Origin of the sequence: Kineosporia sp. NBRC 101677, from assembly GCF_030269265.1 — a bacterium.
GTDB lineage: Bacteria > Actinomycetota > Actinomycetes > Actinomycetales > Kineosporiaceae > Kineosporia > Kineosporia rhizophila.
Map to the genome: position 1 here is coordinate 712,431 of NZ_BSTA01000002.1, position 24,968 is coordinate 737,398.

25 protein-coding genes are annotated in these 24,968 nt (G+C 69.0%); 16 read left to right on the forward strand and 9 right to left on the reverse strand.

Annotation, left to right across the window (positions count from 1 at the left end; translation table 11 throughout):
• Window positions 1–49 precede the first annotated feature (49 nt).
• Complete coding sequence (locus QSK18_RS08660) at window positions 50–1,282, reverse strand: DNA recombination protein RmuC (RefSeq protein WP_285617703.1); 1,233 nt, start codon at window positions 1,280–1,282, stop codon at window positions 50–52.
• A gap of 184 nt (window positions 1,283–1,466) precedes the next feature.
• Between QSK18_RS08660 and ychF the strand changes: the two genes are divergently transcribed.
• Entirely contained in the window at window positions 1,467–2,552 is a 1,086-nt protein-coding gene (gene ychF, locus QSK18_RS08665) for a redox-regulated ATPase YchF (RefSeq protein WP_232809301.1), read from the forward strand.
• A 61-nt stretch (window positions 2,553–2,613) separates the two neighbouring features.
• Here the strand turns inward: ychF and QSK18_RS08670 are convergent, their stop codons facing one another.
• Window positions 2,614–2,892, reverse strand: coding sequence for a helix-turn-helix domain-containing protein (locus QSK18_RS08670; RefSeq protein WP_285617704.1), 279 nt, complete (start codon window positions 2,890–2,892; stop codon window positions 2,614–2,616).
• 280 nt (window positions 2,893–3,172) lie between these two features.
• On the opposite strand from QSK18_RS08670, the gene QSK18_RS08675 reads away from it, so the two are divergent.
• The 3 genes from QSK18_RS08675 to QSK18_RS08685 are packed head-to-tail and all read left to right on the forward strand — an operon-like array spanning window position 3,173 to window position 4,843.
• On the forward strand, window positions 3,173–3,517 hold the full coding sequence (locus tag QSK18_RS08675; protein WP_285617705.1) for a hypothetical protein: 345 nt from the start codon (window positions 3,173–3,175) through the stop codon (window positions 3,515–3,517).
• 49 nt (window positions 3,518–3,566) lie between these two features.
• Window positions 3,567–4,046, forward strand: a complete 480-nt coding sequence (locus QSK18_RS08680; RefSeq protein ID WP_232809298.1) for a hypothetical protein — start codon at window positions 3,567–3,569, stop codon at window positions 4,044–4,046.
• Window positions 4,047–4,105: 59 nt separating this feature from the next.
• Complete coding sequence (locus QSK18_RS08685; RefSeq protein ID WP_232809297.1) at window positions 4,106–4,843, forward strand: nucleotidyltransferase domain-containing protein; 738 nt, start codon at window positions 4,106–4,108, stop codon at window positions 4,841–4,843.
• A gap of 90 nt (window positions 4,844–4,933) precedes the next feature.
• Here QSK18_RS08685 and QSK18_RS08690 read toward each other — a convergent pair whose 3' ends face one another.
• Window positions 4,934–6,007 carry a glycoside hydrolase family protein gene (locus tag QSK18_RS08690; RefSeq protein WP_285617706.1) on the reverse strand — a complete coding sequence of 358 codons (1,074 nt, stop codon included), beginning with the start codon at window positions 6,005–6,007 and terminating at the stop codon, window positions 4,934–4,936.
• A 134-nt stretch (window positions 6,008–6,141) separates the two neighbouring features.
• Entirely contained in the window at window positions 6,142–6,897 is a 756-nt protein-coding gene (locus tag QSK18_RS08695) for an SDR family NAD(P)-dependent oxidoreductase (RefSeq protein WP_232809295.1), read from the reverse strand.
• Window positions 6,898–7,024: 127 nt separating this feature from the next.
• Between QSK18_RS08695 and QSK18_RS08700 the strand changes: the two genes are divergently transcribed.
• Window positions 7,025–7,618 (forward strand): TetR/AcrR family transcriptional regulator, encoded by a 594-nt coding sequence (locus QSK18_RS08700; protein ID WP_232809294.1) that lies wholly within the window; start codon window positions 7,025–7,027, stop codon window positions 7,616–7,618.
• A gap of 75 nt (window positions 7,619–7,693) precedes the next feature.
• Here QSK18_RS08700 and QSK18_RS08705 read toward each other — a convergent pair whose 3' ends face one another.
• On the reverse strand, window positions 7,694–8,290 hold the full coding sequence (locus QSK18_RS08705) for a DinB family protein (RefSeq protein ID WP_285617707.1): 597 nt from the start codon (window positions 8,288–8,290) through the stop codon (window positions 7,694–7,696).
• Window positions 8,291–8,374: 84 nt separating this feature from the next.
• Between QSK18_RS08705 and QSK18_RS08710 the strand changes: the two genes are divergently transcribed.
• Window positions 8,375–9,232, forward strand: coding sequence for an alpha/beta fold hydrolase (locus QSK18_RS08710; RefSeq protein WP_232809292.1), 858 nt, complete (start codon window positions 8,375–8,377; stop codon window positions 9,230–9,232).
• Between the two features lie 71 nt (window positions 9,233–9,303).
• Here QSK18_RS08710 and QSK18_RS08715 read toward each other — a convergent pair whose 3' ends face one another.
• Window positions 9,304–10,815: an MFS transporter gene (locus tag QSK18_RS08715; protein WP_232809291.1), complete on the reverse strand. Its 1,512-nt coding sequence runs from the start codon at window positions 10,813–10,815 to the stop codon at window positions 9,304–9,306.
• A gap of 208 nt (window positions 10,816–11,023) precedes the next feature.
• On the opposite strand from QSK18_RS08715, the gene QSK18_RS08720 reads away from it, so the two are divergent.
• Window positions 11,024–11,692 carry a TetR/AcrR family transcriptional regulator gene (locus QSK18_RS08720; RefSeq protein ID WP_232809290.1) on the forward strand — a complete coding sequence of 223 codons (669 nt, stop codon included), beginning with the start codon at window positions 11,024–11,026 and terminating at the stop codon, window positions 11,690–11,692.
• A gap of 70 nt (window positions 11,693–11,762) precedes the next feature.
• A complete protein-coding gene (locus tag QSK18_RS08725; protein ID WP_285617708.1) occupies window positions 11,763–12,053 on the forward strand; it encodes a hypothetical protein in 291 nt (96 codons plus the stop codon).
• Here the strand turns inward: QSK18_RS08725 and QSK18_RS08730 are convergent.
• Both QSK18_RS08730 and QSK18_RS08735 read right to left on the reverse strand, forming a co-directional pair.
• The gene (locus tag QSK18_RS08730) at window positions 12,043–13,245 is read right to left on the reverse strand and encodes a cysteine desulfurase-like protein (protein WP_232809289.1); all 1,203 of its coding nucleotides are present in this window, start codon (window positions 13,243–13,245) and stop codon (window positions 12,043–12,045) included. The two genes, QSK18_RS08725 and QSK18_RS08730, sit on opposite strands and share 11 nt — an antisense overlap.
• Window positions 13,246–13,256: 11 nt before the next feature.
• Window positions 13,257–13,463 (reverse strand): hypothetical protein, encoded by a 207-nt coding sequence (locus QSK18_RS08735; protein ID WP_232809288.1) that lies wholly within the window; start codon window positions 13,461–13,463, stop codon window positions 13,257–13,259.
• A gap of 237 nt (window positions 13,464–13,700) precedes the next feature.
• On the opposite strand from QSK18_RS08735, the gene QSK18_RS08740 reads away from it, so the two are divergent.
• On the forward strand, window positions 13,701–15,473 hold the full coding sequence (locus tag QSK18_RS08740; protein WP_285617709.1) for an ABC transporter family substrate-binding protein: 1,773 nt from the start codon (window positions 13,701–13,703) through the stop codon (window positions 15,471–15,473).
• A gap of 7 nt (window positions 15,474–15,480) precedes the next feature.
• On the opposite strand, the gene QSK18_RS08745 is transcribed toward QSK18_RS08740, so the two are convergent.
• Entirely contained in the window at window positions 15,481–16,131 is a 651-nt protein-coding gene (locus tag QSK18_RS08745; RefSeq protein WP_285617710.1) for a 4a-hydroxytetrahydrobiopterin dehydratase, read from the reverse strand.
• An 87-nt stretch (window positions 16,132–16,218) separates the two neighbouring features.
• Here QSK18_RS08745 and QSK18_RS08750 point away from each other — a divergent pair, with 87 nt between their 5' ends.
• From QSK18_RS08750 to QSK18_RS08780, 7 genes are all read left to right on the forward strand, one after another.
• The gene (locus tag QSK18_RS08750; RefSeq protein ID WP_232809285.1) at window positions 16,219–16,671 is read left to right on the forward strand and encodes a (deoxy)nucleoside triphosphate pyrophosphohydrolase; all 453 of its coding nucleotides are present in this window, start codon (window positions 16,219–16,221) and stop codon (window positions 16,669–16,671) included.
• A gap of 51 nt (window positions 16,672–16,722) precedes the next feature.
• A complete protein-coding gene (typA, locus tag QSK18_RS08755) occupies window positions 16,723–18,612 on the forward strand; it encodes a translational GTPase TypA (RefSeq protein WP_285617712.1) in 1,890 nt (629 codons plus the stop codon).
• Window positions 18,613–19,132: 520 nt separating this feature from the next.
• Entirely contained in the window at window positions 19,133–20,782 is a 1,650-nt protein-coding gene (locus QSK18_RS08760) for a peptide ABC transporter substrate-binding protein (RefSeq protein WP_285617713.1), read from the forward strand.
• A 183-nt stretch (window positions 20,783–20,965) separates the two neighbouring features.
• Entirely contained in the window at window positions 20,966–21,892 is a 927-nt protein-coding gene (locus QSK18_RS08765) for an ABC transporter permease (protein WP_232809282.1), read from the forward strand.
• On the forward strand, window positions 21,885–22,832 hold the full coding sequence (locus QSK18_RS08770) for an ABC transporter permease (protein ID WP_285617714.1): 948 nt from the start codon (window positions 21,885–21,887) through the stop codon (window positions 22,830–22,832). The genes QSK18_RS08765 and QSK18_RS08770 overlap by 8 nt, the downstream gene beginning before the upstream one ends.
• 8 nt (window positions 22,833–22,840) lie before the next feature.
• Window positions 22,841–23,893: an ABC transporter ATP-binding protein gene (locus QSK18_RS08775; protein ID WP_232809280.1), complete on the forward strand. Its 1,053-nt coding sequence runs from the start codon at window positions 22,841–22,843 to the stop codon at window positions 23,891–23,893.
• Entirely contained in the window at window positions 23,880–24,932 is a 1,053-nt protein-coding gene (locus QSK18_RS08780) for an ABC transporter ATP-binding protein (protein ID WP_232809279.1), read from the forward strand. Before QSK18_RS08775 ends, QSK18_RS08780 begins: the two co-directional genes overlap by 14 nt.
• Window positions 24,933–24,968: the final 36 nt, after the last annotated feature.

The following is a 24,968-nucleotide window of genomic DNA, read 5'->3' on the forward strand; positions in this document are numbered from 1 at the left end:
CTTGGTCGCTTGCTGACTGGGCTTCCTGGGCTGCGGCTTGTACTGGGGGTCAGTGTGGCCGGTGGTCCAGTGGGCTTTCCGGGCTGAAGGTGGGTTGTTCGGGGCGGAGTTCTCTTCGTCCGTGGCGGTTTTCCAGGTCCAGCGTGTTGGGGGCTGTGCTGGGCGGGCCGGTGATGAGCTCTTCGGCGGTGAGGGGGCGGGGGCTGGACTCGAGGGGGGCCAGGGCGGGGATGTCGTGGTCGACCAGGTCGAGGTCCTGCATCTTGCGGGCGGTGACCAGGACCCGGCGCTCGAGGGCGCCGACCAGGGCGTTGTAGTCCTCGACCACCCGGTGCAGGTCGCGGCCGAGTTTGCCGGCGTGCTCGCCGAGGCCGGCCAGGCGGCGGTAGAGCTCGGTGCCGATCTCCAGCAGGTGCCGGGCGTTGCCGCTGACGGCCTCGGACTGCCAGGTGAGGGCGATGGTGCGGAGCAGGGCGAGGAGGGTGGTGGGGGTGGCCAGGACGACGCGCCGGGCCATGGCGTGCTCGAGCAGGCTGGGGTCGGCGGTGCAGGCGGCGGCGAGGAAGGCCTCGCCCGGCACGAAGCAGATCACCAGCTGGGGGGTGGGCTGGAAGGCCGTCCAGTACTCCTTGGCGGCCAGGGAGTCGACGTGGGCGCGCAGGGCCTTGGCGTGAGCCCCGGCTGCGGCGGTGAGTGCGGCCTCGCCCTTCTCGCTGGCTTCGAGGAAGGCGGCGAGCGGGGCCTTGGCGTCGACCACGACGTATTTGCCGCCGGGCAGGTTGACCAGGAGGTCGGGGCGGACGCCGGCGCCGTCGGGGGTGGTGCCCGAGGCCTGGGTGAGGAAGTCGACCCGGGGGAGCATGCCGGCGTGCTCGACCACACGGCGTAGCTGCACCTCGCCCCAGGCGCCGCGAGAGGTGGGGGAGCGCAGAGCCCCGGCGAGCGCGGCGGTCTGGGCGCGGAGCGACTCGCCGGAGGCGTGTACGGCGCTGAGGTGCTCGTCGAGACGGGAGAACTGCTCCACCCGGTCGCGCTCCAGCGTCTGCACCTGCTTCTCGACCCGTTGCAGGGTGGCGGCCAGCGGGGACAGCGTGGCCACCAGCTCGTGATCCTGCCCGGCGGCGGCCTCCAGATCGGTGATGCGCTCGCGCAGCAGGTCACGCTCGGCCTCGAGCCCGGCCTGACGGGCCTGCAGCAGCGGGCGGAAGGCCGCCAGCGCCCCGGCCGTGGCCAGGGCCAGGCCCAGGATCAGGCCGAGCAGGAAGCCCACCGAAGTCGTCATACGTTCACGATGTCAGGTGGCACCGACAGTCTTGATGCCCGGTGCCGCCGGATCCCGCCCTCCTTGCCCACCGACGTCCACAATTGCTGTCTGTCGGACACCCGCGCACCGGCGCCCGACCGCCGCCGGTGCCCACCGACGTCCGCAATTCGGGACTCCTCGCGCTGGCCAGTAACCTGGGCGCGTGGCACTCACCATCGGCATCGTCGGTCTCCCGAACGTCGGCAAGTCGACGCTCTTCAACGCCCTCACCAAGGCGGAGGTGCTCGCGGCGAACTACCCGTTCGCCACGATCGAGCCCAACGTCGGCGTCGTCCCGCTGCCCGACGAGCGGCTCGGCAAGCTGGCCGGGGTGTTCGGCAGCGAGAAGCAGATCCCGGCCACGGTGTCGTTCGTCGACATCGCGGGCATCGTCAAGGGCGCCAGCGAGGGTGAGGGCCTGGGCAACAAGTTCCTCGCCAACATCCGCGAGGCCGACGCGATCTGCCAGGTGGTGCGCGCGTTCGTCGACGACGACGTGGTGCACGTGGCCGGCCGGGTCGACCCCGCCGACGACATCGAGGTGATCCACACCGAGCTGATGCTGGCCGACCTGCAGACGCTCGAGAAGGCCATTCCCCGCCTCGAGAAAGAGGTCAAGGGCAAGAAGGCCGACAAGGCGGTGCTCGACGCGGCCGTCGCCGCGCAGAAACTGCTCGAAGAGGGCACCACGCTGGCCAAGGGCGCCGCGAAGGCCGGCATCGAGATGGAGCACCTGCGCGAGCTCACCCTGATGACCAGCAAGCCCTTCATCTACGTGTTCAACGTGGACGAGGACGGCCTGTCCGACGAGGCGCTGCAGACCAAGATGCGTGACCTGGTCGCCCCCGCGGACGCGATCTTCCTCAACGCCAAGCTGGAGTCCGAGCTGATCGAGCTGGACGAGGAGGAGGCCGCCGAGCTGCTGGCCAGCGTGGGGCAGAACGAGTCCGGCATGGACCAGCTGGCCAAGGTCGGCTTCCACACCCTCGGCCTGCAGACGTACCTCACGGCCGGCCCGAAGGAGTCCCGCGCCTGGACGATCCGCCAGGGCTGGACCGCCCCGCAGGCCGCCGGCGTCATCCACACCGACTTCCAGCGCGGCTTCATCAAGGCCGAGATCGTCAGCTTCGACGACCTGATCGAGGCCGGTTCGATGGTCGAGGCCAAGGCCAAGGGCAAGGTGCGGATGGAGGGCAAGGACTACGTCATGCAGGACGGCGACGTGGTCGAGTTCCGCTTCAACGTCTGACACCTGACAGAAAAGGGATGCCGACCAGCGCTTGACTGATCGGCATCCCTTTCTGTTGTGCCTACGCGATGGCGGCGATGTCACCGTCGTCGAAGTAGATCGCCTGATGCAGTTGGCCGCCGAGAGCCGCGGCGTATCGGGCAAGTACTTCCTGCCCTGAGATCTGACCGCGTTCAATCTGGGAGACACGACCTTTCGTGACGCCCATGCGCTCAGCAATCTCCTGTTGGGTGAATCCTCGGGTCTTCCTGAGTTCGGCCAGTCGCTGCCCAGTTGCCTCAGCCAGAAGCCGCGCGGTCTCCGCAGCAACGGCTTCTTCGCCCCCGGCGCGTTCGACCATCTTGGCTCGGATGTCCTGCCAGCGAATGTGATCACCGCCAGCGCGTCCAGAGCGGCGACGATGCGCAGCGCTGTGTCCGGGTCCGTCCCTTCGATCCATTCGCGCACCTCATCCACCAGGTAGATCTCTCATTCCCCCATGGCAAGGGTATAGCGAACGCTATACACGCGGAGGGGGTCCGGCAGACGTGAGGGAGGGGGCGCCTTCTCCTGGCGGTGCAGAACCTCGCCTTCATATTGCAGTGGTGTCAATGCGATGCCGGAAAGTAGCGTCATCGACCATGGACAGCACCGTGACCCTCTGGCGCCCGACCGGGCCTGAAGAGCTGGAGCTGGTGAGGGCGAGCGGATGGCTACGGTGGCCACCTCGTCTGCCGGAGCAGCCCATTTTCTATCCGGTGCTGAACGAGGACTATGCCGTCCGGATCGCCCGGGACTGGAACGTGCCGGCGTCAGGCAGTGGGCACGTGACCAGGTTCGCGGTCCGGAAGGTCTATCTGGATCAATACCCCGTTCATCAGGTCGGGGGGCGCAGCATTCTCGAATACTGGATCCCCGCCGAACGCCTGGAGGAATTCAATGACAACATCGTGGGCACGATCGACCTGATCCGTAGCTTTCCCTGAGGGTGCCGAGCGAATCTTGGGAGGCCGAGTGCGGAAACGGAAGTGGGCTGTGGCTGTCGTGCTCGTGGCTGCGGTGGTGTCCGTGACGATGTGGTGGCTCGGGCGGCCTGAGGGGGACCGGGCTCTGGATGAGTCGGCCCAGCGGATGGCGGATGCGGTGAGCTATCCCCGGCAGAGGTCGGCGGCCGGCCTGCTGAATGCGGTGCTCGACCAGCAGGAGCCGCAGGGGCAGTGGGCGGTGCTGCGGGCCGAGGACCTCGAGCCCAGCGATCTGTTGGACTGGATGGCCGAGCTGGTGATTCACCATCACCAGGATGCCCTGGACAGTCCCACCTTTGGCTTGCGCCGGCACCAGGATGCTTGGGATGCCTGTTACCGCTTGAAGTTCACGCACTATCGAGGCGAAGCAGAGCGCATCCACTGTCCCGATGATCTGACTCCCCTGCCCCGTTCGGAGTCGGCGCCGCCCCCTTATCCGGTCGCAGTCTGTCGGTCCGGTGGTGACAGCAGCGACTGCCCGGGCGGCTGAGAGCAGACAAAGCCGTGCGGGCTGTAGGCATCAGGCTCTGGTGGACAAGGAGTGGTGGAGTGCTGGATCCGGACGAGGGCATCGGGGTCGACGGGACGATCGTGACCGGGGTGGCCCGGGAGCGGGTGCCGGCGATCTTCGAGCCCACCCTTCGCGCGATCACCGCGAGCATGACCGAGGGGACGCTGTATCTGTACGGCTCGGTGGCCACTGGGCAGGCGCGGCCGGGTGTCTCGGATCTGGATCTGCTGAGTGTCGGGCCCGGTCCCGTGCTGAGAGATGCGCCGCCCGGGTTGGTGCGCGCCGTCGAAGTCAGTGTGTCGTCGCCCGAAGATCTGCTGGGGGAGGGGGACGAGGCGTACGGGAACCGGGTCTTTCTGCGGCACTACTGCGTGCTCTTGGCAGGGCCCGACCTCAGCGCCGGCTGGCCGGCTTTCAAGGCCGATGCCCTGGCCGCGCGGGGTTTCAACGGCGACATCGCCAGGCGGGCCGAGGCCTGGCGTGAAGCTCTGCAGCGCGGCGAAACTCAGGGGCTGGCCAGGAAGATGGCTCGTAAGACGTTGCTGGCGCTGTCCGGGCTGGTCAGCGTGCACGACGGGATCTGGACCACCGATCGTGGGACCGCGGCCCGGGTCTGGAGCCAGGTGAGGCCCGAATTGGCTCACGGGCTGGAGGTACTCGTCGCCTGGAGCGAGGAGTCCGGCACCCCTTCCAGTCTCGAGATCCAGAAAATTATGGACGAGGTGGTGTCGCCGATCGTCGACGACTTCCGTTCGGTGGTGGGCCTGTGGAGCTGACTGCGAAGAGCGGCGGCCGTACTCGGTCACCGGCCCGGCGAGGCAACTTCAGGGGAAGCCTCGCCGGGCCGGCAGTCGGTGGAGGCGGGATCAGGAGCCGGCTGAGCGGTAGGCCTTGCCGGGCTCGGTGATCGCTCCGCCCGGACGGTACAGGCCGGTCTCGTCCTGGCCGTTCTTCGAGGTGGGGAAGGCGAACCAGGAGTAGTGCTCGACGTAGTCCAGGCTCTCGAGCATCTCGGTGGAGAGCCGGACGAACTCGGCCTGGTCGGCGGGGGAGGCGAACTTGGGCCCGCTGCCGAAGTTCATCAGTGAGTACTCCGTCAGCCAGATCGGCTTGCGGTACTTGGCGTAGGTGGCTTCGACGTACGACTTCAGCTGCGAGGTGGCGTTCTTCGGGTTGAAGTCCGAGCCGTACCAGTGCAGCGTGATGAAGTCGACCTTGTAGCCCTTGCTGTCGGCGCCCTTCATGAACCGGTCGAGCCACTGCCCGTTCTGGTCGGCACCCCAGGCCACGGCCGGGCTGCCCAGCCGCAGGCCGGTTTTCTGCAGCTGCGGCCACAGTTCCAGGGCGCGTTCGACCGTCATGTTCGACTGCTCGCCCAGATCCGGCTCGTTGAAGCCGAGCAGGGTGTCGCCGTTGCTCTTGGCGGTGGCCAGGGTGCTCTCGTTCACCGCGTCGGCGCCCCAGATCATCGGCACGAACTCGACGCCGGCCGGGGCCGGGATGCCCTGCGGGTCCGGGGCCCAGTTGTAGAACCAGCTCACGCCCGAGTCCTTGAGCGAGGCGCTGATGCCGTCCTGGTTCCAGGTGGCCGCGCCCTTCTTGGCCGTGCCGGGCGCGGTCGGGGCCGGGCTGGTCGGTGCCGTGGTGGGCGTGGTGGTGGGGGCCGGTTTCGGCTTCGTCGCCCGGGCCTTGTTCGCCCGCGCGGTGAGCACCTTCTTGGTGCGGGCCACCTTCTCGGCCAGCCGCTTCGCCGCCGCGTCGGCGGGAACCGGGGTGGGCGAGGCGGTGGCTGACGTACCTGGTTGCTGCACACGGAGCAGGCCGGCTTCGGCCGCACTGGCGGAGGGGCTCTGGGTGCGCAGACCCACGTAGCCGAGCCCGGCCACGGCCAGGGCGATGGCGGCCAGGAATCCGGCGATGCGCTTGTTCCGACGGGTCACGGTCGCCGACCCTAGGAGCAGAGACGCTAAGTGCGATGAGCCAAAAGGCCTAACGCTGGGCTAAGAACCGGCTGGACCGGGGAAGGTCCGGCCCGGCGATTGGGCCGGAGATTCCCCGGTCGTGCAAAATGTGCTCAGTGCGCCGTGTATCCACCGTCGACGAGGTGGAAGCTACCCGTGACGAAGCTGGCGGCGTCCGAGGCCAGGAAGGCGACGAGGTGGGCGACCTCTTCCGGCCGGCCGAGACGCTTCAGGGCGTGCTCGCCGGCCAGGTACTGCTGGGTCTCGGGGGTCAGGCTGGCGTCCACCGCCGGGGTGCTGATGAACCCCGGGCCCACGGCGTTGACCCGGATGCCCTGGCCGGAGTACTCCAGGGCGGTGTTCTTGGTCAGGCCGAGCAGCGCGTGCTTAGTGGTCACGTAGGCGGCGTTACCGGCGATGCCGACCGAGCCGAGCATGGAGGCCATGTTGACGATCGAGCCGCCGCCGTTCGCCAGCATGGCCGGCACCTGGGCCTGCAGGCCGTGGAAGATGCCGTTCAGGTTGATGTCCAGGACGCGCTTCCAGGCTTCCGGGGTGTACTCGGCCACCGGGGCGCTGGGCCCGCCGATCCCGGCGTTGTTCACCGCGATGCCCAGCGGCGCCAGTTCCTGCGCGGCCTCGACCAGGGCGAAGTTCACGTCCCGGTCGCTCACGTCACCGGCGAAGGCGCGGGCGGTGCCGCCGGCCGCCGCGATCTCCTTGACGACCTGGTCGGCGTCGTCCGGCTTGATGTCCGAGACGATGACGCTCGCCCCGTTCGCCGCCAGCAGCAGTGCGATGGCGCGGCCGATCCCGGCGCCCGCGCCGGTGACGATCGCCGAACGACCCGCTACGTCGTAAGTGGCCATGATGGTTCTCCGTCCTGACGAGCCGGGGGAGAACGGTCAGTCGGGAGATCGTCCGCCCTTGGCAATGTGTTCTGTTGACATCAAGATAACCGACAAGTGTCGGGAAACAATCCCGGGAGGGTCTCGAATGGACGCACGGCAGCGCCGGAGTCGGGAGCGGTTGCACCAGGCCGTGCTCCGGCTGGCCGAGGAACGACCGGTCTCCCAGGTCAGCGTGTCCGAGCTGGCCCGGGAGGCGGGGGTGCACCGATCCACCTTCTACGAGCACGCCTCGTCGCCCGACGACCTGCTGCGTCAGGCCCTGCTGGTGGATCTCGACGCCCTGCGCGAGCCGCTGCTGGCCGAGACCGGGGCCGACCTGGCCGTGGTGGCCACCGAGGTCACCCAGGGCGTGATGCGGCACATCGAGGACCACATCGCGATCTACCGGCGCGACCTGGCCTACACCTCCGAGGTGGGCCTGCGCTCGATGCTCGGCTCGCACTTCCTCGAGTCCAGCCGGATCCTGCTCGACCTGGCCCGGGTACGGATCGAGATGCCGGTGGCCGGGGTGCCCGACGACGCGGCGGCCGACATCGCGGCCCGGCTGGTCGCCGACGGCACGGTCGGGGCGATCGCGGGCTGGCTGGAGCGCCCGGACCTGTCGGTGGACGACTTCCTGAGCGTCTACGTTCAGATGCTCCCGTCGTGGTGGCCGCTGAGCGTGACCACCCAGAGCTGAAAGGCAACCGACAGTGGACGGTTCTGGGCACCGATCGGTGCCCAGAACCGTCCACTGTTGGTTCAGCCAGTGAGATCAGGCCGGCTGCTCGCGGAACCGCAGGGCGAGGGCCTCCAGCTGCTCCCGATAGGCCGACCAGTCGTTGTCCGGCAGGTTGGAGCTCTCGGGCCGGTGCCCGGCCTCGCCGTCGATCAGTTCGCGGACGATGTCGGCGTGGCCCGCGTGCCGGTGCAGTTCGGCGATCATGTGGGTGAGGATGCGGTGCAGGGTGACCTGACTGCGCTCGCCCCGCCACCACGGCACCGTGCCGGGTGCGTCCAGGGGAAGGGCCTCGATGGTGGCGTCGGCGTGCTCGCACACCTGGCGGTAGCGCTCGAGGACCTGCTGCGGAGTCTCGTCCTCGGCGGCGTACATGTCGATGTTCGGGTCGTCGGACTCGTCCTCGGCGCCCCAGGGGAACTGCTCGGCGGGGCAGGGCCGCCCGAACACCGAGCCGAAATAGCCGGCTTCGGTGTTGGACGTGTGTTTCACCAGCCCGAGCAGGTTGGTGCCGGTCGGGACCAGCGGGCGCCGCAGGTCGTACTCCGACAGGCCCTCGAGCTTCCAGAGCAGCGCGGTGCGCCCCTCTTTCAGGTAGTTGTGCAGGTCGGCCTTGAGATCCTCATCCGTCATCGGGCCATCGTGGCAGTCGGGGCCGGTGCGTTTCAGATAATAAATCCGAGCCGGTGAGCAGTGGGGTTGTTAGCGTGACGGCCCATGGAGCATCAGGTGCCGGTGAGTCCGGACTACACGCTGTGGGCCGAGGAGCAGGGTGCGGGTTCTGCGCTGGTGCTCGTGATGGGGGCGAACGCGAGCGGGGTGACCTGGCCGGACGAGCTCGTCGCGCGGCTGGCCGCCCGGCATCGGGTGATCCGCTACGACCATCGTGACACCGGCCGTTCCACCTGGGCTTTCGACGAGCACCCCTACCCGCTGACCGATCTGGCCGCCGACGTGGTGAAGCTGATGGACGGGCTGGGCATCGACCGGGCGCACGTGGTCGGCATGTCGCTGGGTGGCACCCTGGTGCAGGTGCTCCTGCTCGAGCATCCGGAAAGGCTACTCAGCGCCACCGTTTTCGCCACTGCCGCGCTGGGGGCCTGGCTGGACGAGAGCGCCGGTCTGCCCGGGCCGCAGCCGGAGCTGCTCGAGCTGTGGGAACACCTGGGCGACGAGCGCGGACCCGAGGCGGAGCTGGCGTTCCGGGTGAATCACTGGCGCATGCTGAACGGGCGCGCGCTCTCGTTCGACCCGGCCGAGTTCGAGCGCCTCGAACGACGGATCATCGAGCACACCGGTCACGACCGCTCGTCCACCGCCCACGCCCGGGCCGCTCAGGACGGGCTGGACCGCGGGCCGGAACTGGCCGCCGTACAGGTGCCGGTGCTGGTGGTCGAGGCCCCGGAGGACCCGATCAATCCGCCGCCGCACGCCCGGTACATCGCCGACACGATCGGGAATGCCCGCCTGGTAACCGTTCCCGGCATGGGACACGCGCTCTCCGGGCCGGTCACCGGCCCGCTGGCCGATGCGGTGCTGAGCTTCACCGCCGAGATCGAAGAGCAAAAGAACTGAGGACGCCGGTGAGCCCAGGTCCCTCCACTGGGCTCACCGACGTCCCCGGCCTGTGATGACCGGCTGTCACCTCAGCCGGCGTGAACCATGCCCTCGGTGCTCAGGTCCTTGCTGCGGGCGTTCACCAGGGCCAGCACGATCAAGGTGGCCGCCCCGATGAAGCCGGCGCCGATCCAGAACGCCACGTGGTAGCCCTGGATCGAGGCCTGGGCGGCGAGCTGCTCGGGCGAGCCGGAGCCCATGTGCTCGGCCAGCCAGTCGGTCACCGTGCTGGCGAAGAACGTGTTCAGCAGCGCGATCCCGAGCGCCCCACCGATCTGCTGCGAGGTGTTCAGCATGGCGCTGGCCACACCGGCGTCGTGCTCCTCGACCCCGGCCAGGGCCACGCTGGCCGAGACCACGAAGTACAGGCCCATGCCCAGGCTGATCAGGATCTCGGCGGGCAGGACCAGGGTGAGCCAGCTGCTGTCGGCCTCGATCTGGGTGAGCAGGGCCAGGCCACCGGTGGCCATCGCCCCGCCGACCACGAGCAGCACCCGGGGGTTGACCTTCGGCATCAGGCTGCTGGCCACTGTGGCGGCAACGATGATGCCTGCGCTGAACGGGAGGAAGGCGAAGCCGGACTTGATCGCGCTGTAGCCCAGGTTCTGCTGGAAGTAGTAGGTCAGGAACAGGAACATGGCGAACAGCCCGGCCCCGATCAGCAGCGACGAGGCGAAGGCGGCGCCCCGGTTGCGGTCGAGCACCACGCGCAGCGGCAGCAGCGGGTGGTGGGTGCGGGTCTCCCAGACCACGAAGCCGACCAGCAGCACGGCCGAGACCACGAGCCAGGTGATCGTGCTGGTGGCGCTCCAGCCGTCGGCGGCCTCGGCGGCCTGGGTGAAGCCGTAGACCAGGGCGGCCAGACCACCGCTGACCAGCACCGCACCCGGCACGTCGTAACGGGTGTCGCCGTGCGCCTTGCTCTCACGCACCACGCTGACCGCGGCCACCGCGGCCAGGATCGCGATCGGCACGTTGACCAGCAGGGTCCAGCGCCAGTTGAGGTACTCGGTGAGCACGCCACCGAGAATCAGGCCGATGGCCGCACCGGTGCCGGAGACCGCGCCGTAGACGCCGAACGCGCGGGCGCGCTCCTTCGCGTCGGTGAAGCTGACCTGCAGCAGCGACAGGGCGGCGGGGGCGAGCAGGGCGGCGAACAGGCCCTGCAGACCACGGGCGCCGAAGAGCATGAGGTCGTTCACCGCGGCGCCGCCCAGGGCGGAGGCGCCGGCGAAGCCGATCAGGCCGATCAGGAAGATCCGCTTACGGCCGGTGTAGTCGGCGATGCGGCCACCCAGCAGCAGCAGGGCGCCGAAGGCCAGGGCGTAGGCGGTGAGCACCCACTGCCGGTTGGCGTCGCTGATGTTCAGGTCGGCCTGGGCCGAGGGGAGGGCGATGTTCACGATGGACGCGTCGAGCACGACCATCAGCTGGGCGACGGCGATCACCGCGAGCGCCCACCACCGGCGGGGATCACTGGCGGCAGGCTGCTCGGCCGTGGATTCGGCCGGCACCTGACCGACGCTGTCTACAGACGTCATGGTGGTCCATTTCGTGGAAAGGAAGTCTGGGAGGGCCGCGGCCCTTCGGGCGTTCCGCCCGGCAGTCGCTCGCCGCGAGTCCAAGTGGAGGAAGCTCTCGACATCGAGAACGGTACGACCATAGCCCCCATGTGGAGAGGCCTGTCAACTTTAAAACGGGTTCTCAACTTTTCTCGCCCGAAAGTGCCACGGCAGGTACACTCAGGCGATGGGTGAGGACCGGGGACGCATGTGCCGGCCGCTGCGGAAAGACGCTGAACGCAACCGCCAGCGGATCCTCACGGCTGCCCGCACGCTGCTGGCCGAGCAGGGGCTCGGCGTCAGTCACGACCAGCTGGCCGAGGCGGCCGACGTGGCCGTGGGCACCGTCTACCGCCGCTTCCCCGACAAGGACTCCCTGCTCGAGGCCCTGTTCGCCGAGGACGTGGACCAGGTGGTCGAGCTGGCCGAGCGTGCCCTGGAGGTCGAGGACGCGTGGCAGGGCCTGGTCACGTTCGTGACCCGGTCGCTGGAGGTCCAGGCCGGCAATCGGGGGCTGAAAGAGTTCCTGATGTTCAACGTCACCAGCGACACGATGACCACCTGCCGGGCCCGCCTGCTGCCGTTGATCGACCAGATCGTCGCCCGCGGGCACGCGGCCGGGGTGCTGCGGCCCGGCATCACCTCGTACGACCTGGGTATGATCCCGCTGATGGTCGGCCCGGTGATGGACGGCTGCCGCGCGGTGCGCCCCGACCTGTGGCGGCGCTCGCTCGAGATCGTCCTGGCCGGCCTGCAGGCCTGCCAGGAGAAGCCGCGGTTGGCCGACTCGGACCTGCACCCCGAGGAGTTCCTCGAGGTACTGCGCTGCGCCCAGGCCCCTTCGCTGCGGCGGTAGCCGGCCGATGGAACCGCGGCGACTGGTCCTGAATCTCGATTCACTGGGCTGTCTGGCCGCGGGGGCCGCAGTGACCGCCGCACCCGCGGCCTACCGGCTCGTCGATCCCTCGGGGCGTTCCCGGCCCTGGGTGACCGGGGCGCTTCTGGCCAGCTCGGCGCTGCTGGCGGCGGCCGCCCGGAACCCGACGCCGACCGCGCTCGGCCGGTCTGCCGCAGTCAACTCCGCCTGGGTCCTCACCTGTCTGGCGGTGCTGCCCCGGCAGCCCCGGGGAGTGGGACGTTCGCTGGTCGTGGCCACCGCCGGGCTCGACGCGGCGATGGGCGGCCTGCAGTGGTACCTACGGCGGGTCAGCGGCTGAGGAACTCGCGCAGGCCGGCCAGCAGCCGGTCCACGTCCTCGTCGTTGTTGTAGGCGGACAGGCCGAAGCGCAGGCCCCCGGCCGCGCCGAGGCCGAGCCGCCGGGCCGTCTCGTAGGCGTAGAACGAACCGGCCGGGGCGTTGACGCCGCGCTCGGCCAGGAACGGGTAGGCGTCGGCGGCCTCGTGCTCGGCGAAGGTGACCAGGAGCGTCGGGGTGCGCTCGGCGGCCCGGGACCACACCGTGAGCGGGCTCAGGGCGTTCAGCTCGGCCAGCCCGGCCTCGATCTTCGCCCGCAGGGCGTCCTCGTGCGCGGCCGCCGCCGTCATCGAGGTGACGATCCGCTCCCGCCGGCTCCCGGTCGCCTCCGGCTCCAGCCCGGCCAGGAAGTCGATCGCCGCCGTGACGCCGGCCATCAGCTCGTACGGCAGCGTGCCCAGCTCGAACCGCTCCGGCACCGCGTCCGACGAGGGGGCCAGCTTGTCGGGGTGCAGCTCGGCCAGCAGTTCCGGGGCGGCCGCGACCACCCCGCAGTGCGGACCGAAGAACTTGTAGGGCGAGCAGGCCAGGAAGTCGGCGCCGAACTCGGCCAGCGAGACCGGCGCATGGGCGGCCAGGTGCACGGCGTCGACGTAGAACAGGGCTCCGGCGGCGTGCACCGCATCGGCGATCGGCCGCAGCGCCGGCCGCGTGCCGATCAGGTTCGACGCACCCGTGACGGCGACCAGGCGAGTGCGCTCACCCAGGTGCGCCGACACGTCCTCCAGTTCGCCGGTCTCCGGATCGAAGTCGATCCAGCGCACCGTGGCCCCGGCGTTCTCGGCCGCGATCACCCACGGCCGCACGTTCGCGTCGTGGTCGAGCCGGCTGAGCACCACCTCGTCGCCGGGCCGCCAGGTCTTCGCCAGCGCCCGGGAGAACTCGAAGGTGAGCGCCGTCATGCTGCGGCCGAACACCACCCCGCCGGGATCGGCGTCGAGCAGGTCGGCCAGCGCCCCGCGGGTCTGCGCGACCACCTGTTCGGCGCGCTGCTCGGCCCGGGTGAAGGTGGAACGGTTGGAGATCGCCGACAGCATCGTGTCGCGCACCGCGTCGCCCACCACGTCGGCCGTCTGGGTGCCCCCGGCGCCGTCGAAGTGCGCCGCCCCCTCGGCCAGCGCGGGGAAGTGCGAGCGGATCCGTTCTACGTCCACCGGTTGTCTCCTCAGACCGACCACTTGCGTTCGATGCGGGCCCGGATCGACCGGTGGCCGATGTGCCAGCCCTTGGAGTCCTCGCAGTAGAACGTGTCCATCGCGCCGGACTCCAGCCCCTCCTTGGCCTCGACCTCGCGGGCCTTGATGCCGGCCACGGCCGAGCTGGGGTAGATGTTCTTGCTGTGGATCGGGCAACGTTCGACCGGAGGACGCACGGGATGCCATTTTCGGCCCATCGTCCGCCTCCGTCCTGAGCCTGCCGGAGTGATCAACCGTACCTTCCAGACGGGTGTGCCGCCTCAGCGGTCAGATCTGTACCTTTGGTCATCGCAGCGTCACAGGTCGGTAACAGGCAGTCGCCTGCCTTGCGGATCTGGGCGCTAGTGGATTTATTGGACAGGATGGTCGAGGGGGTACCCCCGGTGAGACGTCGCTCGGGAAAGGAACTCCGCTTGAGCCGTTCGATGCCGGGCCGGTCGTGGATCGCGGTGCTCGCCGCCGTCGTGCTGGCGCTCGCCGCCTGCTCGGGCGGTGACGACGAGGCGGACGAGAGCTCCCGTACACCCGACGGGGAACGGGGCAGCGCCTCGGCCACCCCCACCACTGCGCCGATCTCGATCAGCTACGCCTCGGCCCGCGAGTTCTCCTCCTACAACAACAATGTCGCCGAGCAGGCCAACCCGGCCAACGCCGTGGTGCTGAACCACGTGCTGCGCGGCTTCTGGTACTTCGGGCCGGACGGCGAGCGGGTGCCCGACACCGACTTCGGCTCCTTCGAGCAGGTCAGCAGCAACCCCCAGACGGTGCAGTACACCTTCGCCGAAGAAGCGGTCTGGTCCGACGGTGAACCCCTCGACTGCGACGACGCGGTACTGGCCTGGGCCGCCAACGTGGGCAAGTGGCCCACCGGCAAGCGCGACCAGTACACCGGGACCAAGCTCACCGCGTTCTCCGCCTTCACCCCGGCCGCCTGGGCCGACGTCTCCCGGCCGGAGTGTGCCGACGGCGACCGCAGCTTCACCGTCACCTTCGACCGGGTCTTCGCCGACTGGACCTCACTTTTCGGCCCCGGCACCATCCTTCCCGCGCACATCGCCGAGAAGGGCTCGGGGGTGAAGGACGTGATCGCCGCGGCCGAGCAGGGCAAGAGCGCCACCATGCAGAAGCTCGGCCGGTTCTACAACACCGCCTGGGTGTTCACCGACGGCCGCTACGACACCGCGCTGGCCCCCAGTGCGGGCCCGTACCAGGTGGCCTCCTGGAAACCCGGCGAGGCGCTGACCCTGGAGCCGAACCCGAAGTGGTGGGGCACCGTGCCCGCGGCCCGCAACGTGGTGATCCGGATGATCCCGGAGGACGAGCAGGCCCAGGCCCTGATCGACGGCGAGGTGCAGGTCATCGACCCGACCCCGACCGAGGCGATGCTGAAGACGCTGGGGGCGGCGGGGGAGGCGGTGCGGGTCTCGCACCACGACTCGTTCGTCTGGGAACACCTGGACTTCAACTTCGAGGGCAAGTTCCGCTCGCGGGCCCTGCGCCAGGCGTTCGCCAAGTGCCTTCCCCGCCGGCAGATCCTGGACGAGCTCATCAAACCGGTGAACCCGCAGGCCGAGGTGCTGCAGTCGCGGTTCCGGACACCTTTCCAGAAGGGCTACGAGCAGACCGCGGCGACCGGTGGGCAGGCGTTCGCAGAGGTGGACGTGGAGGGTGCCCGGCAGATCCTGAAGCAGACCAAGAAGACCGGCACCAAGGTCCGGATCGCCTACCTGGCCCCCGACCTGCGCCGGGAGACCGAGGTCAAGCTGATCAAGAAGTCCTGCGAAAAGGCGGGTTTCAAGATCGAGGACGGGGGCAGCTACACGTTCTTCTCCTCCGAGCTCAAGCGCGGCGACTTCGACGCGGCGCTGTACGCCTGGACCAGCTCGGCCATGCTCAGCCAGACATACAGCATCTATGTCAGCAAGGGCACGCAGAACTACATCGGCTACCGCAACAAGAACGTCGACCTGCTGCTGGAGCGGCTGTACTCGGAGCTCGACCCGGACCGGCAGCTCAGCCTGCTGGAGCAGCTCGACACCACGTTGTGGGAGGACATCGCCACGGTGCCGCTGTTCGCCTACCCGGCCCTGCTGGCCACGTCCGCCCAGGTGCAGAACGTGCAGTACAACCCCAGCTGGGCCGGACCGACCTGGAACGCCGACACCTGGTCGGCGCCGGCGCCCTGATCCGGCCCTACTGGGTGCAGACGCAGAGCTCGTTGCCGTCGGCGTCGGCCAGCACCCACCAGTCCGGGGCGAACTCGTCGGTGACCAGCCGGCCGCCGGCCTGGACCACCTCGGCCACCCGCCGGGGGGCCTCGTCGAAGGCGACGTAGACGTCGAAGTGGATCCGGTTGCGCTGGGTCCGCGGCTCCTGACTGGGCTGGAACCAGACCACCGGGCCGACCTCGTCCGGGTTGTGCAGTTCGACGCCCTCGTCGCCGCGGCGCTCCACGTAGCCCAGGCCGGCCTTCCAGAACGGCCGGATCGCGTCGGCGTCGGCGGTGTCGATGGCCAGCTCCACCCGGGCGGCCGGGGGCAGCACCTCGGCGCCCACCGCGTCGACGTGCACCATGATCCGCTGGGCCAGCTCCACGTCGAGGGCGGTCACCCCGCCGGAGACGTGCGTGCTCAGGGTGAACGTGACCTTGTCGAAGCGCAGGTCGACGTCGGGGTGGTGGTTCATCTCCTCGGCGCTCAGCGCCACCCGGGAGATCAGCTCCACCGCCTGGGGGAACCCGGGGGCCTTGACCCGCACCCGCAGCAGTGACGTACCGGACTTGTGCACGGCGGGCAGCCCCACCAGGGCGGTGTCCAGCTCCTGCATGGTCAGCAGTTCAGGCATGGCCTCAGCGTAGGACGTGGATCACAATCCCGCCCGGATTCACGGCCGGGTCGGGTCGCCTTCGTGCACCGGTCACGCAACGTTGGGATGCTGCTCGCCGTGACTGACACATTCCAGCCCGTTCTGGTGGTCGGCGCGGCCGTCGTCGACGACCTGCGCCGCCCCACCGTGCTCCTGGCCGCCCGCCGCACCGAGCCGCCGCACCTGGCCGGGGGCTGGGAACTGCCCGGCGGCAAGGTCGACCCGGGGGAGGAGCCGCTGCAGGCCCTGCACCGGGAGCTGGCCGAGGAGCTCGGGGTGAAGGTCGAGGTGGGGGAGGAACTTCCGGCCCCGAACGGGCTGGGCTGGGACCTGCCGCCGAGCCACCGGATGCGGGTCTGGCTGGTCCGGGTGACCGAGGGCGAGCCCGCCCCGATCGAGGTGCACGACGAGTTGCGGCACCTGCCGCTGGGCCGCTGGGGTGAGGTCGGCTGGCTGCCCGCGGACGTGCCGATCGTCACCGCGCTCACCGCTCTGGCGGAGGAACGTCAGGCCCGCTGAGGCGCGGGTAACATGGAGAGTCATCACCCCCCAACCGGATCGGCCTTTCGCATGCCTACGCAGACCCGTGACGACCTGCGCAATGTCGCCATTGTCGCCCACGTCGACCACGGAAAGACCACGCTCGTCGATGCCATGCTCTGGCAGACCGGCTCCTTCGGCGACCACGCTCACGTGGACGACCGGGCGATGGACTCCAACGACCTGGAGCGCGAGAAGGGCATCACCATTCTCGCGAAGAACACTGCGGTGCGGTACTCCGGTCCGGGCGCACCCGACGGTGGGGTCACCTTCAACATCATCGACACCCCCGGCCACGCCGACTTCGGCGGTGAGGTGGAGCGCGGCCTGAGCATGGTCGACGCGATCGCCCTGCTGGTCGACGCCTCCGAGGGCCCGCTCCCGCAGACCCGGTTCGTGCTGCGCAAGGCGCTGCAGGCGCACATGCCGGTGATCCTGGTGGTGAACAAGACCGACCGCCCCGACGCCCGGATCTCCGAGGTCGTGGACGAGACCTACGAGCTGTTCATGGACCTGCTCGACGGCACCGGCCTCGACCCGGACGCGGCGCTCGACTTCCCGATCGTCTACGCCTCGGGCCGGGCCGGCCGGGCCTCGCTGAACCGCCCGGCCAACGGCGAGCTGCCCGACTCGGAGAACCTCGAGCCGCTGTTCCAGGTGCTGCTCGACACCGTGCCGGCGCCGTCCTACGACGACAAGATGCCGCTGCAGGCGCACGTCACCAACCTCGACGCCTCGCCGTTCCTGGGCCGTCTGGCCCTGTGCCGGATCCACAACGGCACGATGCGCAAGGGCCAGCAGGTGGCCTGGTGCAAGCAGGACGGCACGGTCAGCCGGGTGAAGATCACCGAGCTGATGATCACCAAGGCGCTCACCCGTGAGCCCGCCGAGGAGGCCGGCCCGGGTGACATCGTCGCCATCGCCGGTATCCCGGAGATCACCATCGGCGAGACCCTGGCCGACGCCGAGGACCCGCACCCGCTGCCGCTGATCACGGTCGACGAGCCGGCCATCTCGATGACCATCGGCGCCAACTCCTCGCCGCTGGCCGGCCGCACGGTCAAGGGCACCAAGGTCACCGCCCGCCTGATCAAGGACCGGCTGGACCGGGAGCTGATCGGTAACGTCTCGATGCGGGTGCTGAACACCGAGCGTCCCGACACCTGGGAGGTGCAGGGCCGCGGTGAGCTGGCGCTGGCCATCCTGGTGGAGACCATGCGCCGGGAGATGTTCGAGCTCACCGTGGGCAAGCCGCAGGTGGTCACCAAGGAGGTCGACGGCAAGGTCCACGAGCCGTTCGAGCGCCTGACCATCGACGCCCCCGAGGAGTACATGGGCGCGATCACCCAGCTCCTGGCGGTCCGCGCGGGCCGGATGGAGCAGATGTCCAACCACGGCACCGGCTGGATCCGGATGGAGTGGCTGGTCCCCTCGCGAGGCCTGATCGGCTTCCGGACCGAGTTCCTCACCGACACCCGCGGCACCGGTATCGCCCACGCCACGTTCGAGGGCTACGAGCCCTGGGTCGGCGAGCTGCGCACCCGTCCCTCCGGCTCGCTGGTGGCCGACCGGGCCGGCGCGGTGACCGCGTTCGCGATCACCAACCTGCAGGAGCGCGGCACGCTCTTCGTGGAGCCGACCACCCTGGTCTACGAAGGCATGATCGTCGGGGAGAACTCCCGGGCCGACGACATGGACGTGAACATCACCAAGGAGAAGAAGCTCACCAACATGCGCTCGTCCACCGCGGACAACTTCGAGCGCCTGGTGCCGCCGCGCAAGCTCTCCCTGGAGCAGTGCCTGGAGTTCTGCCGCGACGACGAGTGCGTCGAGGTGACCCCCGAGGCGGTGCGCATCCGCAAGGTCATCCTGGACGCCACCGAGCGGGCCCGGGCCACCGCCCGCGCCAAGCGGGGCTAGGTCGGGCCTTAGGCCGTACGGGTCGAACGGGCGGTGACCGGACCGCTCGCCGATCTTTCGCTGAAGCCCCGTCTCCTGCAGTCCATCTGGGGGGCGGGGCTTCCGCGTGTGCAAGATTTGTGTCCGGCAGGTAAATTGATGTTGCCTGTGCGTCGGCATGTGTTCAACGTCACGGGTCGATATTTGCTTGTCCGTTTCGCCTGGTCTGGGCTAGTGCGCGAGGGCATTGTGTCGGTTTCGAGACCTTCCCGTGGCCGCGCCTTGTCCGACCGGAACGGTCGGTAGTTGCCTGTGCGACCGACCGCGACGACGCCGAAGATCGTCCGGTCGGAACGGCTTTTCGAACGTGGTTTCATCGTGCCGAGCAGCTGTTGACGAAGCATCCTTGTCCGGATCGTAATCAGCTGCGAACGCCTATCGTGTCCCGAATCCGGTACCAAGAGTGCAGGCGCTTGGACGGGTCGTGTGCGACCAGCGCCCGGCTCGAGCCGTGATGTCGGAAACCTAAGGAGAACGACGAGTGAAGCAGCGCAGGCTGATTGCTGCGGGTGCTCTGTTCGTGGCGGGGGCCCTGGCCCTGACCGCGTGCGGTGGCGGCAGCGACGACGAGGGTGACGGGGGCGGCAGCACCAACAGCGACGCCTCCATCAGCGTCTACAACGTGAAGCCCCAGAACCCCCTGGTCCCGGGCAACACGAACGAGGTCGGCGGTGGCAACATCCTCGACAACGTCTTCCGTGGCCTGGTCGACTACAACACCGACACGGCCGCCCCCGAGATGTCGATGGCCGAGTCGATCGAGTCGGACGACAACATCACCTGGACCGTGAAGCTGAAGGAAGGCCAGACCTTCCAGGACGGCACCCCGGTCAACTCGGACAGCTTCATCAACGCCTGGAACTGGACGGCCTACGGCCCCAACGCGGCGCTGAACAACTACTTCTTCTCCTCCTTCGAGGGCTACGCCGAGATCAACCCGGCCGACCCCGACGAGGACGGCCCGAAGGAGGCCCCGAAGCCCGACACCGACAAGCTCAGTGGCCTGACCAAGGTCAGCGACACCGAGTTCACGGTCAAGCTCGCCAGCGCGCAGTCGTTCTTCGTGACGATGGTCGGCTACACCGCCTTCTTCCCGCTGCCCCAGGCGTTCTTCGACGACCCGGAGGCCTTCGGCAAGAAGCCGATCGGCAACGGCCCGTTCCAGATCACCGCGGGTGACGGCAACACGGGCTTCACGCTCGACGCCTGGTCCGGGTACAAGGGCGAGGACAAGCCGCAGATCGCCCAGGCCGTGTTCAAGACCTACACGTCCGACTCGGCCGGTTACTCCGACGTGCTCGCCGGCAACCTGGACTTCATGGACCAGGTCCCGGCCGCCAACCTGGTCGACGACCAGTACCAGACCGACCGGCCCGACCACTTCCTGAACAAGGCCGTGGGTGTCATCCAGACCGCGACGCTGCCGCAGTACAGCGACCGCTTCAAGGACGACCCGAACATCGGCAAGGCGCTGTCCCTGGCGATCGACCGGGAGACCATCACCAAGTCGGTGTACAACGGCGGCCGTACCCCGGCCACCGGCTGGGTCTCCCCGGTGGTGGACGGCTACAAGGCCGGCGCCTGTGGCGAGTTCTGCACCTACGACCCGGCGAAGGCCAAGGAGTACCTGGCCAAGTCCAAGTTCAAGGGTCCGTTCTCGTACAGCTACAACGCTGACGGCCCGGGTAACAAGGAAGCCGCCGAGGCGATCTGCAACAGCATCAAGAACGCCCTCGAGGTCGAGTGCAACGCCAAGGCCTACGTCGACTTCGCCACCCTGCGGGCCGACGTGACCGGCGACAAGATGGACAACATGTTCCGGACCGGGTGGCAGATGGACTACCCGCACATCCAGAACTTCCTCGAGCCGCTGTACGCGACCGGTGCGGGCTCCAACGACGGCCGGTTCTCCGACGCCCAGTTCGACGAGCTGATCAAGAAGGCCAACGCCGCCGAGGGTGAAGAGGCGTACGCCGACTACCAGGCCGCCGAGGCCCGGCTGGCCGAGAACATGACGATCATCCCGCTGTGGTACCAGGCGCAGCAGGCGGTCTGGTCCGACCGGCTGACCAACGTCAAGACCACGCCGAAGAGCACCATCGACCTCAGCAGCGTCGCGGTCAAGAGCTGATCACCGCTCGCCGCTGAGATCACGTAAGTCCCCGGTTCCACCCCGCCCCAGCACGGGCGGGGTGGTACCTCAGGAAGAACCGCACTATCGCGAATAGCGCGACTCACGACCGGCCGGTCCTGCAGCCACATCGCGGGGCCGGCCGATTGTCGGGCAAAAACCCATGAAGGGTAGGCGAAAGCCATGGGGCGTTACATCGTCAGACGCCTGTTGATGATGATTCCGGTGCTGATCGGCACCACGTTCTTCATCTACGCGATGGCCTGGGCCATCCCTGGCGACCCGTTCGCCAGTCGATGTGGTCAGCGCCCCTGCACGGACGCGTTCATCCAGGCCGAGACCGAGCGGCTGCACCTGGACGAGGCTCTGCCCATCCAGTACCTGCACTTCCTCTGGAACATGCTGCAGGGCGACTTCGGCACCACCTCGACCGGCTCGACCGTCCTCGAGGAGGCCTCCGCGGCCTTCCCGATCACCGTCAAGCTCACCGTGGTGGCCATCCTCTTCGAGATCTTCCTGGGCATCGGGCTCGGGATCGCGGCGGCCCTGCGCAAGGGCGGCTACCTCGACGGATTCTTCCTGTTCTCCAGCCTTGTGGCCATTTCTTTTCCGGCCTTCGTCATCGGCTACGTACTGCAGTACGTGCTGGGCGTCAAGGCCGGCCTGTTCAGCGTGACGGTGGGCTACGGGGCTCCCTGGGGAGACCTGATCCTGCCGGGCTTCGTCCTGGCCTGTCTCTCGCTGGCCTACGTGCTCAGACTCACCCGGGCCAGCCTGCTGGAGACGCTGAAGGCCGACCACGTGCGCACCGCGATCGCCAAGGGCCTGCCCCGCGGCATGGTGCTGCGCAAGCACGTGATCCGGAACTCCCTGATCCCGGTGATCACCTACATCGGCGCGGACGTCGGCATCCTGCTCGGCGGCGCGATCGTGACCGAGGGTGTCTTCAACATCCAGGGACTCGGCGGACTGCTGTACCACGCACTGCGGATCCGCGAGAACGCCACCGTCGTCAGTGTCACCACGCTCGTGGTTCTGGTGATCCTGCTGGTGAACCTGCTCGTGGACCTGCTGTACGCCCGGCTCGACCCAAGGATCCGTTATGAGTGAACCCGACAACCTCGCTGCGCTCGACACCGTCGAGGGTGCTCCGGGCACCCCCACCGCGGCGGTCGCCGAGGCCGGCCGCTCGCGCACCCTGGCCGGCGACGCCTGGGAGACCCTGCGGGGGTCCTGGGTGTTCTGGGGCGCGCTGGTGCTGATCGCGGTCCTGGTCGTGATGGCCATCTGGCCGGGCCTGTTCACCAACGCCGACCCGCGTGACTGCCAGGCCGGCCGCTCCCGCGGCGAGCCCAGTGCGGACGCCTGGTTCGGCTACGACGTGCAGGGCTGTGACGTCTACGCCCGCACCATGTTCGGGGCCCGTGCGTCGATCATGGTCGGCACGCTGTCCACCCTGATGGCGCTGGTCGTCGGCGCCGGGATGGGCATCTACGCCGGCTTCTACGGCGGCTGGATCGACATCCTGCTCTCCCGGGTCACCGACATCTTCATCGGTATCCCGATCCTGCTCGGCAGCATCATCATCCTGAGCTCGATCCCGACCCCGCCGACCAGCGACTTCCTGAACATCCTGAAGGTCGCCCTGGCGATCTCGGCGCTGTCCTGGCCGTCCACCGCCCGGGTCGCCCGGTCCGCGGTGATCCAGGTCAAGCAGGCCGACTTCGTGGCCGCCTCCCGGGCGCTCGGGGCCAGCCGGAGCTGGATGATCCGCAAGCACATCCTGCCGAACGCGGTCGCCCCGGTGATCGTGATCAGCACGATCAGCCTGGGTGGCTACATCGGGGCCGAGGCGACCCTGTCGTTCCTCGGTATCGGGCTGCAGCCGCCGGTGGTCTCGTGGGGCATCGCGATCAACGACGCCGCCGCGTACATCCGCAACACCCCGCACATGCTCCTCTTCCCGGCGCTGTTCCTCTCCCTGACCGTGCTGGCCTTCATCGCGCTCGGCGACGTCGTCCGCGAGGCCCTCGACCCGAAGACGATGTGAGCGAGCGGATGTTCAGCCAGAGAACCGAGAACCTGGGCTCGGCCGACGGGAAGCCCGACGTCGACGAGAGCCAGCCGCTGCTGCAGGTGCGCGACCTGAGCGTGGTGTTCCGCACCCGCGACGGGGCCGCCCAGGCCGTCAACAAGGTCGACCTCGACCTCGCCCGGGGCCAGACCCTGGCCATCCTGGGCGAGTCCGGCTCGGGGAAGTCGGTGACCGCGCAGGCGATCATGGGCATCCTCGACATGCCGCCGGCCGAGATCACCTCCGGGACGATCAAGTTCCGCGGGAAAGACCTGCTGACCATGCCGGAGAAGGAGCGCCGGCTGTACCGCGGTCAGCGCATCGCCATGGTCTTCCAGGACGCCCTGTCCGCGCTCAACCCCGTGTACACGGTGGGTGAGCAGATCGGCGAGCTCTTCCAGGTCCACCGCGGGATGTCCCGCAAGGACTCCCGGAAGAAGGCCGTCGAGCTGATGGACAAGGTGCGGATCCCGGGCGCCGCCGCCCGGGTCACCGACTACCCGCACCAGTTCTCCGGGGGTATGCGCCAGCGCATCATGATCGCCATGGCGATCGCGCTGGACCCGGACATCATCATCGCCGACGAGCCCACCACCGCCCTCGACGTGACGGTCCAGGCCCAGGTCATGGAGCTGCTGGCGGAGATGCGCCGGGAGACCGGCAGCGGCCTGATCCTGATCACCCACGACCTCGGCGTGGTGGCCGAGACCGCCGACGTGATCAGCGTGATGTACGCCGGCCGGACCGTCGAGCACGGTCCCGCGGTCGACGTCTTCTCCCGCCCGGCCCACCCCTACACGGTGGGTCTGCTGGAGTCGATGCCGCGGCTGACCGGGGCCGGCGACCGGCTCTACGCCATCCCCGGCCTGCCGCCGAGCCTGCTGCGGATCCCACCGGGCTGCCCGTTCGCCGCCCGCTGCCCGCGGGCCGAGGACATCTGCCGGCAGGACCCGCCGCCGCCGGCCGTCGAGCTCGACGGAACCCGTTACTCCGCCTGTCACTTCGCCGAGGAGGTGGTCTCCCATGGTGTCCGCTGAAACCACCGGGGGCACCGGTACCGTGACCGGGACCGAGCCCATCCTGACCGTCCGCGGCCTGGTCAAGCACTTCCCGCTGCGCCAGGGCATCGTGGTCAAGCGCCAGGTCGGCGCCGTCCAGGCGGTCGACGGGGTCGACCTGCAGGTCTACCCCGGTGAGACGATCGGCGTGGTCGGTGAGTCCGGCTGCGGCAAGTCCACCCTGGCCAAGCTGCTGATCGGTCTGGAGACGCCGACCTCCGGGTCGATCTCGCTGACCGGCCGGGAGATGGTCGGGGCCTCGGGCTCCAAGCTCAAGGCGATGCGCCGCGACGTCCAGATGATCTTCCAGGACCCGTACACCTCGCTGAACCCGAGGATGACGGTCGGCGACATCATCGCCGAGCCGCTGCAGATCCACCCGGACGCGGTGCCGAAGGAGAAGCGCACCGAGCGGGTGCGGGAGCTGATGTCGCTGGTCGGCCTGTCGCCCGAGCACATCGACCGTTACGCGCACCAGTTCTCCGGCGGTCAGCGTCAGCGCATCGGGATCGCCCGGGGCCTGGCCCTGAACCCGAAGCTGCTGATCTGCGACGAGCCGGTCTCCGCGCTCGACGTGTCGGTCCAGGCCCAGGTCATCAACCTGCTGCAGGACCTGCAGCGGCGGCTGGGCATCTCGCTGATCTTCATCGCCCACGACCTGTCGGTGGTGCGGCACATCTCGCACCGGGTGGCGGTGATGTACCTGGGCCGGATCGTCGAGCTGGGCGAGAAGGAGCAGGTCTACAACGACCCGCAGCACCCCTACACCAAGGCGTTGCTGTCGGCCGTGCCGAACCCCGACCCGAGCATGCGCGGCAAGGGCAACCAGATCGTGCTGGAGGGTGACCCGCCGAGCCCGGCCAACCCGCCCTCGGGCTGCCGGTTCCGCACCCGGTGCTGGAAGGCGCAGTCGGTGTGCGCCGAGGTCGATCCCGGCCTCGAGCTCACTTCCTCCGGGGCGAGCGCGGCCTGCCACTTCCCGGGCGACACGCCCTCCCGGCCGGGAGTTGCGGCCTAGGTCTGAACGAAACTGCACCAACTGAAGACGTCGGTG

Excerpts from the sequence above, each read along its gene's own strand:
- typA (WP_285617712.1), top strand. The coding sequence starts at position 16,723 with ATGCCTACGCAGACCCGTGACGACCTGCGCAATGTCGCCATTGTCGCC.
- QSK18_RS08705 (WP_285617707.1), bottom strand. The coding sequence starts at position 8,290 with ATGACGGATGAGGATCTCAAGGCCGACCTGCACAACTACCTGAAAGAG.
- QSK18_RS08715 (WP_232809291.1), bottom strand. The coding sequence starts at position 10,815 with ATGACGTCTGTAGACAGCGTCGGTCAGGTGCCGGCCGAATCCACGGCC.
- QSK18_RS08660 (WP_285617703.1), bottom strand. The coding sequence starts at position 1,282 with ATGACGACTTCGGTGGGCTTCCTGCTCGGCCTGATCCTGGGCCTGGCC.
- QSK18_RS08695 (WP_232809295.1), bottom strand. The coding sequence starts at position 6,897 with ATGGCCACTTACGACGTAGCGGGTCGTTCGGCGATCGTCACCGGCGCG.
- QSK18_RS08720 (WP_232809290.1), top strand. The coding sequence starts at position 11,024 with ATGGGTGAGGACCGGGGACGCATGTGCCGGCCGCTGCGGAAAGACGCT.
- QSK18_RS08770 (WP_285617714.1), top strand. The coding sequence starts at position 21,885 with ATGAGTGAACCCGACAACCTCGCTGCGCTCGACACCGTCGAGGGTGCT.
- QSK18_RS08670 (WP_285617704.1), bottom strand. The coding sequence starts at position 2,892 with ATGGTCGAACGCGCCGGGGGCGAAGAAGCCGTTGCTGCGGAGACCGCG.
- QSK18_RS08780 (WP_232809279.1), top strand. The coding sequence starts at position 23,880 with ATGGTGTCCGCTGAAACCACCGGGGGCACCGGTACCGTGACCGGGACC.
- QSK18_RS08745 (WP_285617710.1), bottom strand. The coding sequence starts at position 16,131 with ATGCCTGAACTGCTGACCATGCAGGAGCTGGACACCGCCCTGGTGGGG.
- QSK18_RS08765 (WP_232809282.1), top strand. The coding sequence starts at position 20,966 with ATGGGGCGTTACATCGTCAGACGCCTGTTGATGATGATTCCGGTGCTG.
- QSK18_RS08675 (WP_285617705.1), top strand. The coding sequence starts at position 3,173 with ATGGACAGCACCGTGACCCTCTGGCGCCCGACCGGGCCTGAAGAGCTG.
- QSK18_RS08710 (WP_232809292.1), top strand. The coding sequence starts at position 8,375 with ATGGAGCATCAGGTGCCGGTGAGTCCGGACTACACGCTGTGGGCCGAG.
- QSK18_RS08700 (WP_232809294.1), top strand. The coding sequence starts at position 7,025 with ATGGACGCACGGCAGCGCCGGAGTCGGGAGCGGTTGCACCAGGCCGTG.
- QSK18_RS08750 (WP_232809285.1), top strand. The coding sequence starts at position 16,219 with ATGCTGCTCGCCGTGACTGACACATTCCAGCCCGTTCTGGTGGTCGGC.
- QSK18_RS08775 (WP_232809280.1), top strand. The coding sequence starts at position 22,841 with ATGTTCAGCCAGAGAACCGAGAACCTGGGCTCGGCCGACGGGAAGCCC.